General features: G+C 72.4%; 17 protein-coding genes. 4 read left to right on the top strand and 13 right to left on the bottom strand.

What is annotated here, in order from left to right; translation table 11 throughout:
- Positions 1-56 precede the first annotated feature (56 nt).
- Entirely contained in the window at positions 57-941 is an 885-nt protein-coding gene (locus ACZ7DE_RS24905; RefSeq protein WP_470764747.1) for a LysR family transcriptional regulator, read from the top strand.
- 25 nt (positions 942-966) lie between these two features.
- Complete coding sequence (locus ACZ7DE_RS24900) at positions 967-1,482, top strand: mycothiol transferase (protein WP_470764745.1); 516 nt, start codon at positions 967-969, stop codon at positions 1,480-1,482.
- On the opposite strand, the gene ACZ7DE_RS24895 is transcribed toward ACZ7DE_RS24900, so the two are convergent.
- The 6 genes from ACZ7DE_RS24895 to ACZ7DE_RS24870 all read right to left on the bottom strand — a co-directional run bounded on the left by ACZ7DE_RS24895 (position 1,464) and on the right by ACZ7DE_RS24870 (position 7,128).
- Positions 1,464-2,528: an adenosine deaminase gene (locus tag ACZ7DE_RS24895; RefSeq protein WP_470764743.1), complete on the bottom strand. Its 1,065-nt coding sequence runs from the start codon at positions 2,526-2,528 to the stop codon at positions 1,464-1,466. The two genes, ACZ7DE_RS24900 and ACZ7DE_RS24895, sit on opposite strands and share 19 nt — an antisense overlap.
- A gap of 37 nt (positions 2,529-2,565) precedes the next feature.
- Positions 2,566-2,958, bottom strand: coding sequence for a VOC family protein (locus ACZ7DE_RS24890; RefSeq protein WP_470764741.1), 393 nt, complete (start codon positions 2,956-2,958; stop codon positions 2,566-2,568).
- Between the two features lie 148 nt (positions 2,959-3,106).
- Positions 3,107-4,027 carry an aldo/keto reductase gene (locus ACZ7DE_RS24885; RefSeq protein WP_470764739.1) on the bottom strand — a complete coding sequence of 307 codons (921 nt, stop codon included), beginning with the start codon at positions 4,025-4,027 and terminating at the stop codon, positions 3,107-3,109.
- A gap of 126 nt (positions 4,028-4,153) precedes the next feature.
- Entirely contained in the window at positions 4,154-5,479 is a 1,326-nt protein-coding gene (locus ACZ7DE_RS24880) for an aldehyde dehydrogenase family protein (RefSeq protein WP_470764737.1), read from the bottom strand.
- A 77-nt stretch (positions 5,480-5,556) separates the two neighbouring features.
- Positions 5,557-6,774, bottom strand: a complete 1,218-nt coding sequence (locus tag ACZ7DE_RS24875; RefSeq protein ID WP_470764734.1) for an RNA polymerase sigma factor — start codon at positions 6,772-6,774, stop codon at positions 5,557-5,559.
- Between the two features lie 3 nt (positions 6,775-6,777).
- Positions 6,778-7,128 (bottom strand): YciI family protein, encoded by a 351-nt coding sequence (locus tag ACZ7DE_RS24870; protein WP_470764733.1) that lies wholly within the window; start codon positions 7,126-7,128, stop codon positions 6,778-6,780.
- A gap of 111 nt (positions 7,129-7,239) precedes the next feature.
- Between ACZ7DE_RS24870 and ACZ7DE_RS24865 the strand changes: the two genes are divergently transcribed.
- Complete coding sequence (locus ACZ7DE_RS24865) at positions 7,240-8,268, top strand: acyl-CoA dehydrogenase family protein (protein WP_470764731.1); 1,029 nt, start codon at positions 7,240-7,242, stop codon at positions 8,266-8,268.
- A gap of 50 nt (positions 8,269-8,318) precedes the next feature.
- Here ACZ7DE_RS24865 and ACZ7DE_RS24860 read toward each other — a convergent pair whose 3' ends face one another.
- From ACZ7DE_RS24860 to ACZ7DE_RS24835, 6 genes are all read right to left on the bottom strand, one after another.
- Positions 8,319-9,425: a hypothetical protein gene (locus ACZ7DE_RS24860; protein WP_470764729.1), complete on the bottom strand. Its 1,107-nt coding sequence runs from the start codon at positions 9,423-9,425 to the stop codon at positions 8,319-8,321.
- A gap of 435 nt (positions 9,426-9,860) precedes the next feature.
- Positions 9,861-11,006 (bottom strand): LLM class flavin-dependent oxidoreductase, encoded by a 1,146-nt coding sequence (locus ACZ7DE_RS24855; protein ID WP_470764727.1) that lies wholly within the window; start codon positions 11,004-11,006, stop codon positions 9,861-9,863.
- A gap of 174 nt (positions 11,007-11,180) precedes the next feature.
- Complete coding sequence (locus ACZ7DE_RS24850) at positions 11,181-12,365, bottom strand: SfnB family sulfur acquisition oxidoreductase (protein ID WP_470764725.1); 1,185 nt, start codon at positions 12,363-12,365, stop codon at positions 11,181-11,183.
- 7 nt (positions 12,366-12,372) lie between these two features.
- Positions 12,373-12,927, bottom strand: coding sequence for an NADPH-dependent FMN reductase (gene ssuE, locus ACZ7DE_RS24845; RefSeq protein ID WP_470764723.1), 555 nt, complete (start codon positions 12,925-12,927; stop codon positions 12,373-12,375).
- 63 nt (positions 12,928-12,990) lie between these two features.
- Positions 12,991-13,143, bottom strand: a complete 153-nt coding sequence (locus ACZ7DE_RS24840) for a hypothetical protein (RefSeq protein WP_470764721.1) — start codon at positions 13,141-13,143, stop codon at positions 12,991-12,993.
- 147 nt (positions 13,144-13,290) lie between these two features.
- On the bottom strand, positions 13,291-13,368 hold the full coding sequence (locus ACZ7DE_RS24835) for a putative leader peptide (protein ID WP_350786652.1): 78 nt from the start codon (positions 13,366-13,368) through the stop codon (positions 13,291-13,293).
- Between the two features lie 143 nt (positions 13,369-13,511).
- Between ACZ7DE_RS24835 and ACZ7DE_RS24830 the strand changes: the two genes are divergently transcribed.
- Positions 13,512-14,429 carry a LysR family transcriptional regulator gene (locus ACZ7DE_RS24830; protein WP_470764719.1) on the top strand — a complete coding sequence of 306 codons (918 nt, stop codon included), beginning with the start codon at positions 13,512-13,514 and terminating at the stop codon, positions 14,427-14,429.
- Positions 14,430-14,593: 164 nt separating this feature from the next.
- Here ACZ7DE_RS24830 and ACZ7DE_RS24825 read toward each other — a convergent pair whose 3' ends face one another.
- A complete protein-coding gene (locus ACZ7DE_RS24825) occupies positions 14,594-14,794 on the bottom strand; it encodes a hypothetical protein (RefSeq protein ID WP_470764717.1) in 201 nt (66 codons plus the stop codon).
- Positions 14,795-14,821: the final 27 nt, after the last annotated feature.

Genomic DNA, 14,821 nt, shown 5'->3' with positions numbered 1-14,821 from the left:
CGGGTAGTGGTCCAACAGAAGAATCCGATGAGATTCAGCGGATACGCTTCTCAATCATGGAACTGCGCCACCTCCAGCACTTCGTCGCGGTCGCCGAGGACCAGCATTTCACCCGGGCCGCCGAACGCCTCATGGTCTCCCAGTCGGGGCTGTCGGCCTCGATCCGGGCACTGGAGCGGGAACTGCGCGCCCCCCTGTTCGTACGGACCACCCGAAGGGTGACGCTGACGGAGGCGGGCCGGGCCCTGCTCGCGGAGGCGGAGCGGGTCCTGGCACAGGTACGGGCGGCCCACGAGGCGGTGGCCGCCGTGCAGGGCGTGGTCCGCGGCACCCTCTCGGTGGGCACCGAACAGTGCATCGCCGGGGTGCACGTGGCGGGGCTGCTCGCAGCGTTCCGGCGGCGGCACCCGGACGTGGAGATCCGGCTGCGCCAGACCGGCTCGGGCGCGCTGGGCGAGGAGGTGGCGGCCGGCCGGCTCGACCTGGCGTTCGCCTACCGCACCCAGACCGACACCGACCAGCTGCGCTGCGTACCGCTGGCCACCGAGCCGATGTACGCGCTGTGCCACCCCGACCACCGCCTCGCCGGGGTCCGGGCGGCGCTGACGCCCCAGGACGTGGCCGACGAGGTCTTCGTCGACTTCCATCCCGACTGGGGTCCGCGCCGCGCCACCGACGCCGCGTTCGCCGAGGCCGGGGTGCGGCGCACGGTCGCCCTGGAGGTGAACGACGTGCACAGTCTGCTGGACCTGGTGGACGAGAACCTCGGCGTCGCGGTCGTGCCGCGCCATTTCCGGCACAAGCGCGAGGCCCTCACCGCGCTCGCCCTCAGCGGCACCGGCGAGGCGGTGTACGAGACGGTGGCGCTGCTGCCGCCCGCCCGCTCCACCAGTCCCGCGGCCCGAGCACTGATGGGGCTGCTCGAAACGGCGGGCGAGTGAGCGCGCCCTGCGCGATGGTGGACGTATGCATGCCAAGGACATCCTCATCGACGGGTTCAACCGCATCCAGGAAGAGGTCCACGCCGCCGTCGAGGGCCTGGACCCCGACGGCCTCAACGCCCGGCCCGCCGCCGAGGCCAACTCGATCGCGTGGCTGGCGTGGCATCTCACCCGGGTCCAGGACGACCACGTCGCCGACGCCTTCGGGCTCGACCAGGTGTGGCTGACGCAGGACTGGGAGAAACGGTTCGGCCTCGGCCTGCCCCGCCATGACATCGGGTACGGGCACAGCACCGCGAAGGTCGCCAAGGTGCGCGTCCAGGACGCAGGGCTGCTCACCGGCTACCACGACGCCGTGCACGCGCAGACCCTGACGGCTCTGCGCGCGCTCACCGCGGCGGACCTGGAGCGCGTCGTGGACGAGCGCTGGGATCCGCCGGTCACCCTGGGCGTGCGGCTGGTCAGCGTCCTGTCCGACGATCTCCAGCACGTCGGACAGGCCGCCTACGTCCGCGGGCTGATTCAGAGCGCGGACGCGTAGCCCGGCAGGACGACGTCCTCGATGAGGGCCCGGCGCTCGTCGAACGGGATGAACGCGCTCTTGAGGGCGTTGACCGTGACCGTGCGCAGGTCCTCGATCGTCCAGCCCGCCTCCTCGACCAGGAGCGACATCTCGCGGGTCATCGTCGTGCCGGAGACCAGACGGTTGTCGGTGTTGAGGGTGACCCGGAAGCCGAGGTCCTTCAGCGCGGTGATCGGGTGCTCGGCGATGGAGACGGCGGCCCCGGTCTGGAGGTTGGAGGTCGGGCACATCTCGAGCGCGACCCGGCGGTCGCGCACCCAGCCGGCGAGACGGCCGAGCTTGCCGTCGACGATGTCGTCGGTGATGCGCACGCCGTGCCCGATGCGCTGGGCGCCGCACACCTGAAGGGCCTGGTGGATGCTGGGCAGGCCGTGGGCCTCCCCGGCGTGGATGGTGAAGGGGACGCTCTCGCGGCGCAGGTGCTCGAAGGCGTCGAGGTGGTCGGCGGGCGGGAAGCCGTCCTCGGCTCCGGCGATGTCGAAGCCGACGACGCCCGCGTCCCGGAAGGCGACCGCGAGGTCGGCGGTCTCCCGGGTGCGGTCGAACATGCGCATGCCGCAGAGCAGGGTGCCGACCCGGACGGGCGTGCCCGCGGCGGCGGCCTTCGCCATGCCCGCGGCCAGGCCCTCCTGGACCGTCTCGACGACCTCGGGGAGCGTCAGCCCGCCGTTCAGCATCAGCTCGGGGGCGTAGCGGACCTCGCCGTAGACGACGCCGTCGGCGGCGAGGTCGAGGACGTACTCCTCGGCGGTGCGCAGCAGGCCCTCGCGGGTCTGCATGACGGCGAGGGTGTGCTCGAAGGTGGCTATGTAGCGCACCAGGTCGCCCGAGTTGGCGGCCTCGAAGTACCAGGCGGCGAGCTCGTCGGGGTCGGTGGTGGGCAGCGTGTGGCCGACCGTCGCCGCGAGCTCGACGACGGTGGCGGGGCGCAGGCCGCCGTCGAGGTGGTCGTGCAGGACGGCCTTGGGAAGCCGGCGGAGGGTGTCGGTGTCGATGTGGGGCATGTGCGTGTTCCTCGGCGAGTGGTTCGGCAGGCGGTGCTCAGACGGCGGGCTGGAGCAGGTCCCAGCGGTTTCCGTACAGGTCCTGGAAGACGGCGACGGAGCCGTAGGTCTCGTGGCGGGGCTCCTCCAGGAAGGTCACGCCGGCGGCGCGCATACGGGCGTGGTCGCCGGCGAAGTCCCCGGTGTGCAGGAAGAACCCGGCGCGGCCGCCGGTCTGGTCGCCGACGCGGGCGCGCTGGGCGTCGCCCTTGGCGCGGGCGAGCAGCAGCCCGACGCCGCCCTGGCCGTCTCCCGGCCGTACGACGACCCAGCGGGCGCCGTCGGGGCGGGGTTCGTCCTCGACGAGCCGGAAGCCGAGCGCCTCGGTGTAGAAGCGGATCGCCTCGTCGTAGTCGTCGACGACGAGGGTGACCAGGGCGATGCGGCTCATCGGGACCTTTCGGGGGGTGTGCGGACGCTGTACGGGGCCCCTTGCGGAAGAACTCTTCCGGAAGGGATTGACGGGTGAGGTTATACGTAAAACTTGGTACGCGCCAGTGGGGGCCGGTACGGCCTGTTGTCGCGGCGGCCGGGGCGGGTCAGTCCCCCTGCGCGCGGCCTGCGCCGCGGTGGGCCGCGTTCAGGCGGTCCGTCTCCTCCCCCGTGAGGCGCAGCGCTCCGGCGGCCACGTTCTCGGCCAGGTGAGCGGGGTTTCCGGTGCCGGGGATGGCCAGGACGTGCCGTCCCTGGGCGAGGGTCCAGGCGAGCCGGACCTGGGCGGGCGTCGCGTCGTGGGCGCGGGCGATGCGCAGCACCTCCTCGTCGTGGGCGGCGGTCGCCCCGTGTTCGGCCCCCTCCCCGGCGATGGCGAAGTAGGGGACGAAGGCGATGCCCTGTTCGCCGCAGAGCCCGAGCAGTTCCGCGGACGCCGGGCCGGGGTGGCCGAGACCGAATTCGTTCTGCACGCTCGCCACCGGGGCGATGGCCTGCGCCTCGGCGAGGTGGCGGGGCTGGACCGCCGAGATCCCGAGGTGGCGGACCAGGCCCTCCTCGCGCAGTGCGGCGAGCGCGCCGAAGTGCTCGGCGATCGACTCCTGCCCCATCCTGCGCAGGTAGACGAGGTCGAGGTGGTCGCGGCCGAGCTGGCGCAGGTTCTCCTCGACGTGGCCGCGCAGGTCCTCGGGGCGGGCGGCGGCCCCCCATTCCCCCCGGTAGTCGCGGTACGGGCCGACTTTGGCGGCGATGACCAGGCCGTCCGGGTACGGGGAAAGCGCGCGGCCGATGAGTTCGTTGGCCGAGCGCAGGGAGGAGAAGTAGAAGGCGGCGGTGTCGATGTGGTCGACGCCGAGCTCGACGGCTCTGCGCAGCACGGCTATCGAGCGGTCGCGGTCGCTCGGCGTGCCGAGGTGGAAGGCGGCGCTGCCCGTCAGCCGCATCGCGCCGAAGCCGAGGCGGTTGACGGACAGGTCGCCGATGTTCCAGGTGCCCGCGGCCTCCGCGGTGATCGTTTCGGTGGTCATCCGGGCAGTTTCGCACCCACCGGGATCAGCGGCGCGGTCGCGGCCGCCTCCGTCAACGGGCCATGGCGGTGGCCCGTGTTGCGGAGGGCTTCCCCCGGTCGTCACCGCCGACCTGCGGACCACGCCTCAGCCCAGCGGCTTCGCCAGCACCGCCTTGCGGTGGCTGAACGTCTCGATGGAGTAGCGCCCGTGGTAGCTGCCCATTCCGCTCTCCCCCACACCGCCGAACGGCAGGTCGGAGACGGTGAGATGGGCGAGCGGCAGGCCGAGTCCGAGACCCCCGGAGGAGGTTTCGGCGGCGATGCGTCCTCGGGTGGTCTCGGATTCGGTGAACACGTACAGGGCAAGGGGCTTGTCGCGGTCGTTGATGAAGTCGATCGCCTCGTCCAGGCCGTCGACGGTGACGATCGGCAGGATCGGGCCGAAGATCTCCTCCTGCATGACGGGCGACTTGGGGTCGACGTCGGCGAGGACGGTGGGCGCGATGTACTTGTCCGCGCGGTCGTTGCCGCCGCCGACGACGACGCGGCCGGAGCCGAGCAGGCCGGCGAGCCGGTCGAAGTGGCGTTCGTTGACGATGCGGCCGTATTCGGCGGAGGCCTGCGGGTCGGCGCCGTAGACCGCCTCGACCGCGCGCGTCAGCAGGGGTTCGAGGGCGGCGGCCGTCTCCGGGTCGGTGAGGACGTAGTCGGGGGCGACGCAGGTCTGGCCGGCGTTGAGGAACTTGCCGCGGGCCAACCGGTCGGCGACGACGGCGAGATCGGCGTCGCGGTCCACGAACGCCGGTGACTTGCCGCCGAGTTCGAGGGTGACCGGGGTGAGGTGCTCGGCTGCGGCGCGCAGGACCACGCGGCCGACGGCGCCGTTCCCGGTGTAGAAGATGTGGTCGAAGCGTTCGGCGAGCAGGGCCGTGGTCTCCGGGATCCCGCCCTCGACGACGGCGACCGCGTCGGTGTCCAGACGGGCCGGCAGCAGTCGGGCCAGGGCGGCGGAGGTGGCGGGCGCGAGCTCGCTGGGCTTGACGACCACCGCGTTGCCGGCGGCGAGGGCGCCGACCAGCGGGGCGAGCAGGAGCTGGGCGGGGTAGTTCCAGGGTGCGATGACGAGGACGACGCCGAGCGGGTCGTACTGGGTCCACGCGGTCGCGTCGGCGCCCAGGTGGGCCGGGACCGGGGCGGATTCGGGGCGCAGCCACTCGTCCAGGTGCTCGAGGGTGTGGTCGATCTCGCGGACGGTGAAGTCGATCTCGGTGCGGTAGGCCTCGGTGGAGCTCTTGCCCAGGTCGGCGTGGAGGGCGGCGGCCAGCTCGGCGCCCTGCTCCGTGAGCAGCGCGCGCAACCGGCGCAACTGGTCGGTGCGCCAGGCGACGGGCTTGGTGCGGCCGGAGCGGAAGGCGGCGCGCAGTCGGGCGACGACGTCGGCGGGCTGCTCGGGGGTGGCTGCGGTGGTCACGGTGCCTCGCTGGGGTGCACGGGCCTTGCGGCCCTGGTTGTCGGCCGAGCGATCAGCTCGGTGTATATGCCAACCATTTACGGGTCCCGCTTCATTCCCGGGTCCGCGAGGAGTTCGCGCCTGCGCCGTTCCAGGAAGGCGCGTTCCGCCCGGCTCTCGCTCAGCGCGAGGGCCGCCTCGTAGGCCCGTACGGCCTCGGCGGTCCGGTGGAGGCGGCGCAACAGGTCCGCGCGGACCGCGTGGTACACGTGGTAGTGGTCCAGGTCCAGCGCGTCGACCAGGTCGACGGCCTGCTGCGGGCCATCGGTCTCGGCCACCGCGACCGCCCGGTTCAGGGCCACGACCGGGCTCGGCGCGACGGCCATGAGCTGGTCGTACAGGCGCAGGATCTGCCGCCAGTCGGTGTCCTCGGCGGTCGGCGCGTCGCTGTGGACGGCCTGCACGGCGGCCTGGATCTGGTAGGGCCCGGGCCGGTCGCGGCGCAGGCAGCGGCGGACCAGCGACTGCCCCTCGGCGATCAGGTCCCGGTCCCAGCGGGCACGGTCCTGCGCGGGCAGCGGCACGAGCGCGCCGTCGGCGTCCTCGCGTGCCCCCCGGCGGGACTCCACGAGCAGCATCAGCGCCAGCAGTCCGGTGGCCTCGGGCTCGTCCGGCATCAGCTCGGTCAGGAGCCGGCCGAGCCGCACGGCCTCCGCGCACAGGCCGGCGTCGCCCTCGTATCCCTGGTTGAAGATCAGGTAGACGACGGCGAGCACGCCCTTGAGCCGGTCGGGCAGGTCGGCGTCGCGTGGCACCCGGTAGGGGATGCGGGCGTCGCGGATCTTCGCCTTGGCGCGGACCAGGCGCTGGGCCATGGTCGGCTCGGGGACGAGGAAGGCCCGCGCGATCTGCGCGGTGGTGAGCCCGCCGAGCAGCCGCAGCGTGAGGGCGACCTGCGCCTGCGGGGCCAGCGCGGGGTGACAGCAGGTGAAGACCAGGCGGAGCCGGTCGTCGTGCACGGGGCCCTCCTCCACGGGCGGGTCGGCGGCGTGCAGCAGGGCGGCCTCGGCGTGGCGGGCGTCCCGGGTGGACTCCCGGCGCAGCCGGTCCACGGCCCGGTTGCGGGCGGTGGTGATGATCCATCCGGCCGGGCTCGGCGGCACACCGGTCTGCGGCCAGCGCCGCACGGCCGTGGTGAAGGCGTCCTGGACCGCTTCCTCGGCGAGGTCGATGTCGCCGAGGAAGCGGACGAGGACGGCGACGGCCCGGCCGTACTCCGCTCGGAAGACGGCCTCGACGTCGGTGCTGCCCGGCATCGGTCAGTGGGCGTCGGCGAAGGGACGCACCTCGATGGGCAAAGTGGTGGCCAACGCCGCCTTGCGTCCCCATTCCAGGGCCTCGTCCAGGTCGGCGGCCCTGATCAGGCACAGACCGCCGAGGTACTCCTTGCCCTCGGCGTACGGCCCGTCGGTGACGAGCACGTCGCCGTCCTTGGGCCGCAGCATCGTGGCCGTCTCCGGTCCGTTCAGCCCCCCGGCGAAGACCCAGGCGCCGGCGGCGCGCAGCTCGTCGTTGTACTCCTTCACGCGGCGCATGATCTCGGCCAGCTCCTCGGCCGCGGGCGGCTCCCCGCCGGCGGGCTGGACCACGCTGAGCAGGTAGTGCTTCATGACGTCCTCCACTCTCTCGTGCCGTTCTCTCACCTCCTACACGAACGACTCTCCCCCGAATCGACACACCGCGCCGCGAGTCGGGAGACGAATCGGGAAACAATCCAGCCCATGACCGCACCGCACCCTCTCGTCGCCCGCGCCCGCCGTCTCGCCGACGACCTCCTCGCCCCGCGGGCCGAGCAGGTCGACCAGGGCGAGGTTCCCGCGAGTCACCTGAACGAGATCAGGCGCTCGGGCCTGCTCGGCCTGAACGCGCCGAAGGAGTACGGCGGCGCCGCGGCGCCCGGCGCCGTGGTGCGCGAGACGGCGGAGATCCTGGCAGGGGCGTGCTGCTCGACCTGGTTCGTGCAGACGCAGCACCACACGCCGGTGCTGACACTGACCAGGAGCGAAGGACCGGTCCGTGACCGCCTGCTGGGCCCGATGGCGACCGGAGAGCTGCTGTCCGGGGTGGCGTACGCGCACCTGCGGGCCCACCCGCGCACACCGGTGCGGGCCACGCGGGAGCGGGGCGGCTGGCGCTTCGACGGGACGGTGCCCTGGTACACGGGGTGGGGCCTGAACGACGTCATGCTGCTGGCCGGCGTCACCGACGGGGACGAGGCGGTGTTCGCCTTCGCCGAGGCGCGGGATCAGCCGGGACTGCGGGCCTCGGCCCCGATGCGCCTCGCCGCCCTCACCGCCGCGCGCACGGTCTCCCTGGAGCTGGCGGACCTGTGGCTCCCGGACGAGGCGGTGGCACTGCGGACCCCCTACGAGCGGTGGGCGGCGGCGGATCGCCTCAGGACGGTGAATGCCAACCCCGCGGTCTTCGGTGTCGCGGAGGCGGCCCTGGCCCTGCTGGACGAGGACGCGGCGGCCCCGCTGCGTCCTCGTCTCACCGCCTGCCGCGCGCGGGCCTACGCCCTCGCCGACGATGCCGCACCCCACGAGAACGTGCCGGAGCGCCTGACGCTGAGGACGCAGGCCTACGAGGTGCTGCAGGCGGCCACCACAGCGGCGGTGGTGACGGGCGGCGGCCGCTCCATGCTGTTGACGAGCAGGGCCCAACGTCTGGCGAGGGAAGCCCTGTTCCTCATGGTCCAGGCCCAGACCCAGGAGTCACGGGCGGCTCACCTCGACGCGCTGGCCGGCTGACACTGTGCGCCCGCCACCCGGTTCACCGGTCGGTTCCTCTCCGGGCCGCGTCACCGTTGCTCCTCTGCGGGGCCGCGGTCCGGGTTTTCGCCCGGGACACCGGAGGATCCGGCGCCGGCTTGCTCCACGGCGACCGGTGATCCGGTGGTCTCGGCGTGGCCGGGCCCGTCGTCCTCCGTCACGGCGGCGTTCTCCTGGTCGACCACTGTCCGGATCGGTCCGCCCACCTCCGACAGCGTCATCTGCGCCCGGTCGTCCACCAGACGGGTCACCAGCTGCTGGGCGGCGCCGAAGACCGCGGCCCAGGCGAGAACCTGCGCCCTGCTGTCCAGGTCGCTGAGCCCGGGGACGAAAGCGCCCCTGATCAGCAGCACCCCGAGGAAGGCCGACAGTGCACCGGTCGGGAGCTTCAGCGCCGCCGACGCCAGCGGGAGCATGTAGGGCGCGCTGGTGCCCTTGATGCGGCGCAGCGAGGCGATGACGGTGAGTGCCGCGCCGACCAGCCCGGCGATCTCGACCGTGAGGATGTCCTGCGGCCGGGCGAGGTCGCTGGGAACGGTGTTCGCCGTTCTGTCGTGGTACTCCGTGCTGGGGCACACGACGTGCATCTGGTTCACGTCACCGGCACTGGCCTTGGGCGCGAAACACAGGCTGAGCGAGCGGGGGTCGAGCCAGCCGTAGACAGCGAGGCCGATCAGGCCGACGAGGACGAGGACGGTCGCGGTCCAGAGCATGTTCCGCAAGCTTCGGACCCGGGCCAGTTCGGCGTCCAGGTTGTTGTACGCGCTGTCGAGCGCCCGGGCCAGCAGTTCGCGGTCGTCCGGCGTCGGCCCGTCGGAGACGATGTGCCGAATCCGTTGGCCGAGTCTGACGCGGCGTGGGTCGTCCTTGTCCAGATGTCGCCTGACCAGCGCCATGACCTCGCTCGCGCGGCCGGCGGCCTCCGCGTCGGGAACCAGTCGCAGCAGCAGCACGTCGGCGCTGCGCAGATTGGACCAGACGCCTTCACGGGCGATCGAACCGGACCACGGCCGCCGCCACCCGTACACCTCGTCGGCCGCACAACGGGCCTTGTCGAGATGGCCTTTCGCTCCGTCGAGGTAGGCCCTGCGACAGTCGCCGCACGGTCGCCTGGTCGCCTCCCGGGTCAGCTGCACCTCGAGACAGGCGAGTCGCGCTCTCGCCAGAGCCCGCCATCGCGATCTCGGTTGCCTGACACGCGATGCGGGAGCCAGTGGTGGGGCACTGGCCGGGGCGCTTTCCTCGGTCGCCAGGGAAGTGCCCATGGCCGACCCTCCTTCGTGAGCGCCCCGGGCGGGCTGATCCTTGACGCGGCGCCGGTCCGTCACCCCGATGACCGGGCCGCTCACAGGCGCGGGGGGTGCCGTTTTCCCATCCGGACCGGTGCCACATGGAACGTGGCGGCGAGTGGGGAGTGCGCGTCACCCTGCCTTACGGCATGGGGTCCGGTGTCCCGTTCCCAGGTCCATGCTAGTGACGGATCGGGGAGAATTCGACACGGGAAAAACGGTCGCACGACGGCCAGTTGAAGATTCATCGAGTCCGGCGGCCGTGCGGACGGAACGCGTCCTTCAGCTCGCGAACGGCACCTGCGTCGACGTGGAGACCGTCTCTGTGCGGAACGGATGCTTCCACACCCCCTCGGAGGCCAGCCGCGGCAGCACTCCCTCCCCGAACCAGTACGCCTCTTCCAGGTGTGGATACCCCGACAGCACGAACTCCTCGATGCCCAGCGCCGCGTACTCCTTGATCCGCTCGGCGACCTCCTCGTGGCTGCCCACCAAAGCGGTGCCCGCGCCACCCCGCACCAGCCCGATCCCGGCCCACAGGTTGGGGTGGATCTCCAGCCCGTCCCGGCTGCCGCCGTGCAGCGCCAGCATCCGCCGCTGTCCCTCGGACTCGCTGCGCGCCAGCCCGGCCTGCACGGACTTCACGGTCTCCGCGTCGAATCCGGCGAGCAGCCGGTTCGCCTCCGCCCAGGCCTCCTGCGAGGTGTCCCGGGTGATGACGTGCAGCCGGACGCCGAACCGCAGCGTCCTCCCCTGCTTCGCCGCGAGCTCCCTGATCCAGGCGATCTTCTGCGCGACCTCGGCCGGCGGCTCGCCCCAGGTGAGGTAGACGTCGACGTGGCGTGCGGCCACCTCACCGGCGATCGGCGAGGACCCCCCGAAGTACACCTCGGGCACCGGGTCCGGCAGCCGGGCCAGCTTCGCGTCCTCGACCTGGAGGTGCTCGCCCTTGAAGTCGACGGTCCCGCCCGCCCAGAGCCCCCGGACGATCTCCAGGAACTCCCCGGTGCGGCGGTAGCGGTCGTCCTTGTCGAGGAAGTCGCCGTAGGCCCGCTGCTCGTGGCTCTCGCCGCCCGTGACGACGTTCAGCAGGAGCCGCCCGCCGGACTGCCGCTGGAAGGTGGACGCCATCTGCGCGGCGAGCGTCGGCGAGACGGAGCCGGGCCGGAACGCGACCAGGAACTTCAGCCGCTCGGTGTGCCGGCTGACCATCGCCGTGGTCAGCCAGGCGTCCTCGCACCAGGCCCCGGTCGGGGTGAGCGCGCCCACGAAGCCCAGGTCCTCGGCCGCCCGGGCGATCTGGCTCAGGTAGGCGACCGTCGGCGGCCGGTCCCGTCCGGATGCGGTGGCGGGGGTGCCGTGGCCGCCGCCGACGACATGGCGGCTGTCGCCGTTGGTGGGCAGGAACCAGTGGAAGGTCAGGGACACGGGAGGGTCTCCGATCGGGAAGGTCAGCATGTCGGCATATCGGGCTGTCGGTGTTCCGGGCTGTCGGGCCGAAGGTCTGTCGGGCCGAAGGTCTGTCGGGCCGAAGGTCTGTCGGGCCGAAGGTCCGGCGGGCGGTCCGTCCGGCTTCGGATCCGGGGCCCCGGGGGGCCGCCGCTAGAGGAGACCGTGACGCGGCGGTCGGGTGCCGTTCAGCACGAACCGTCCGATGTGCTGGATCTTCCAGCGGGTCGGATCGTGCAGGGTGTGCGTGCGGGCGTCGCGCCAGTGCCGGTGCAGGTTGAGCGAGTTGACGGCGGACCGGGTGCCGGACACCTCGAACAGGGCGCTCGACACCTCCACGGCCGTCCGCGCCGACTGCACCTTCGCGGCGGCGACCGCGAGGGACGCCTCGGCGGCCGTGTCGTCGGTGAGAGCGGCGCGCGCCGCGTCGACCGACCGCGCCGCCTCCCGCAGCAGTGCCTCCGACGCCCGCACCTGGAGGGAGAGTTCACCGACGCGCTGGATCAGCAGGGGGTCCTCGGCGGCCGTCTCCACCCCGCTCTCGAACCAGGGCCGGCTCTTCGTCCGCACGAACTCCGCCGCCTCGGCGAGCGCGCCCGAGGCGATCCCCGCGTCGATGGCGGCGTGCAGCAACTGGGCCACGGCGCCATGGAGTTGCGGCCCCTCGAAGGTGAGGTGGTGCGGCAGGACGCGGTCGCCCGGCACCGGGACCCCGTCGAGGCGGACGGTGCCGCTGGCCGTCGTCCGCTGGCCCAGCCCGTCCCAGTCGTCGATGACGGTGAGTCCGGGCGCGTCGGACGGCACGTACGCGACGTGCAGCTGCTCGTCCTCGGCGCGGGCCAGCACCGGGATCCAGTCGGCGAAGACGGCGCCGGTGGAGTAGTGCTTGACGCCGGTCAGGACGTACGAGCCGTCGGGCCGCGACTCCAGGCGGGTGCGGATGTCCTGGACGTGCCGGGTGCCGGCCTCCGACTGGGCGTTGCCGAAGCGCCGGCCGGCGAGCAGTTCGGCGAAGAAGAACTTCCGTTGATCCTCCGTACCCTGGCGGCGGATCACGTTCACGTAGACGAAGTGGCTCTGCGGGATCTGGGCGAGGCTGCCGTCCGCCGCGCCGAGCAGGCGGAAGATCTCCGCGAGGGTCAAGGCGTCGACGTCCGCCCCACCGTGATCGGCCGGAACGGTGACGGCAAGCAGCCCCGATGCGGACAGCCGGTCCAACTCGGCGTGGGGCAGGCGTCGTTCGCTGTCCCTGGCGGAGGCTCCCGCGCGGAACTCCGCGGCCAGCGAGGCGGCGACGGCGAGGGCTTCGGCGTCATCGGCGATGACATGGGCGGACACCGTGCGCTCAGCTCGCCGCGGCCAGGTGCGGGGTCCGCCCGAGCGCGGCCGAGAACTGGTCGACGACCTGGGCGAGGGCCTCGATGGCGGTCGGGGCGACGGTGACGGAGCCGTCCTCGTGCGCGGTGATGTCCTTGTCGAGGGTGAACCAGCCCTGCACGACATGGGCGGCACCCATGGAGGTGAGCACGGGACGCAGGGCGTAGTCGATGGCCAGCACGTGGGCGGTGGAACCGCCGGTGGCCAGGGGCAGGACCGTCTTGCCGGTGAGCGCGTACTGCGGGAGCAGATCCAGGAGCGCCTTGAGGACACCGGAGTAGGACGCCTTGTAGACCGGGGTCCCCACGACGACGCCGTCGGCGCGAGCGAAGAGCTCGGTCGCCTCGACGATGGCCGGGTGGCGGAAGTCCGCGCCCAGCAGGGCCTCGGCCGGGATCGTACGGACGTCGAGCGGGATCACCTCGTGCCCCTGGGCGGCGAGCCGCCGGTCGAGGTGACGCAGCAGACGCCCGGTGCGGGAGGATGCGGACGGGCTGCCGGAGACGGACAGGACGGTGGCCATGGGCCCTCTTTTCGAAGGAGCCCGGGGCGCCCCGGCATGGCGGGGGCGCCCCGGTGGGAGCGGTCAGAAGTACCAGGTGGGCTGGGGCAGTTCGCCCTCGAGGACCCTCCGGTCCTCGCCGGCCCGGGCGATCCGGTCCTCGGCGGCCCGGGGGGTCGACGCGCGCACGTCGGTGATCTGCTCGACGACGGCGAATTTCACGGGCGCGGCAGGCATGCGGAACTCCTGGTGCGGAAATGTTTTCGGGCACGCCGAATTCACGGGGCGCTCAGGCCTGGAAAAGGGATGCGGACGCCAAGGGCGAGAGGGCGCGGGGAATTCAGGTGGGAAAAGGAAAAGCGCGGCGGATCGCGAGGGGGGCGATCAGGCCGCGGCGCAACAGGAGGCGCTGGAGACGCGCGCGAGGTCGACATGGCGTCGCCGCGTGAGGTCCAGTCGCATCTTCATGCCCTCGATCGTGGCAGCCGTCGGCGACGGCAGTCAAGGCAAACCCGACCGGTCTCGTATCGCGGACCATTGAATTTCACGAAGGTGTGACAGGGAAACCCTTGAACGGCCGTCGAACGGGCCCGCATTCTTCCGTGGTGCGAACGGAACAGCTCGAATACATCGCTGCGGTCACCCGGCTCGGTTCTCTGCGCCGGGCGGCCGAGGAACTGCGCCTTTCCCAGCCCGCGTTGAGCGAGACCGTGCGGAACCTGGAGCGGGAACTCGGGGTGGACCTCCTGGAGCGCAAGCGGTCCGGCGCCACCATGAGCGCGTCGGGCCGCGAACTCCTGCCCCACATCATCGAGGTGCTGGACGCGGTCGACCGGCTGCGCTCGGCGGCCGGCGAGCAGCACCGGATCAGCCGGATGGTGCGCGTCGGCACGGTGAACGCGGCGACCGTGCCGCTCCTCATCCCGGCGGTCCGGGAGTTCCGTGCCGCGCATCCCGTCACCCAGGTGGAGGTGGTGGGCGCCCAGCAGACCGACATCCACCGGGCCCTGCTGGAGGGCGGGTTCGACCTGGGCCTGGTCAACCATCTGGAGGGCGACGACATGCCCGCCGAGTTCGAGTCCACCGAGCTGCTGCGCGGCCGGCCGGTGGTGTGCGTGCGCCCGGACAGCCCGCTGGCGGCCGCGTCGTCGGTCTCGGTGGACGACCTGCTGGGCGTACCGCTGATCGGGATGCGGTCGGGTTACGTCATGCACCGCTACGTCCATCGGCTCCTCGGCGGCCGCGGACCGTCCTTCGCGTATTCCACCGACGGAGCGGAGATGGGCAAGCTGATGGTGGCCGAGGGGCTGGGGGCGACGGTGCTGCCCGACTTCAGTGTGATCGGGGATCCGCTGGAACGGCGCGGGGCGCTGACCCACCGGCCGATCAGCGGCGACACGACGCGGGTACTGCTGATGCTGCGACGGCGGCGGGCGGAGTCCGTGCCCCGGGCCGCGCGTGACCTGCACGAGGTGTTCGTCCGGACGGCAGGGACCCTGAGCGCGACGCACGGGGCGCCATAGGAGACCGGACCGTCCGAGCGCAGACAGGGACCGTGCGAGTGTGGAACGGGCCGTCCGAGCGCGGAAAGGACCGTGCGAGCGTGGAACGGACCGGCCGAGCAGGGAAGGGACCGGCCGCCGAGGACCGGTCCCGCACCATGCCCGCGCCGCCCCGCCCGTCCGGCTCAGTCCTCGTCGCCCAGGGGGACCACCACGAGGAAGGCATCCGACTTCAGGTCCATCACCACGGTCGCGGGCTCGCCCTCGGCGCGCCGTTGCGCCGCGTACTCCTCCGCCGGCCACGACCCTCGCGGGGATCCTGCGGGGAATCGCTCCAACACCTTCGCGCCCATGGCGACCGACACCTCCCGATGCGAAACCGACATCTTCTTGCTGCTTCGGCTGCCCGGGAT

It is taken from the genome of Streptomyces sp. NPDC037083 (assembly GCF_055606485.1).
Note: the sequence above shows the minus strand (reverse complement) of the source record. Positions and strands in the feature narration are given on the sequence as shown.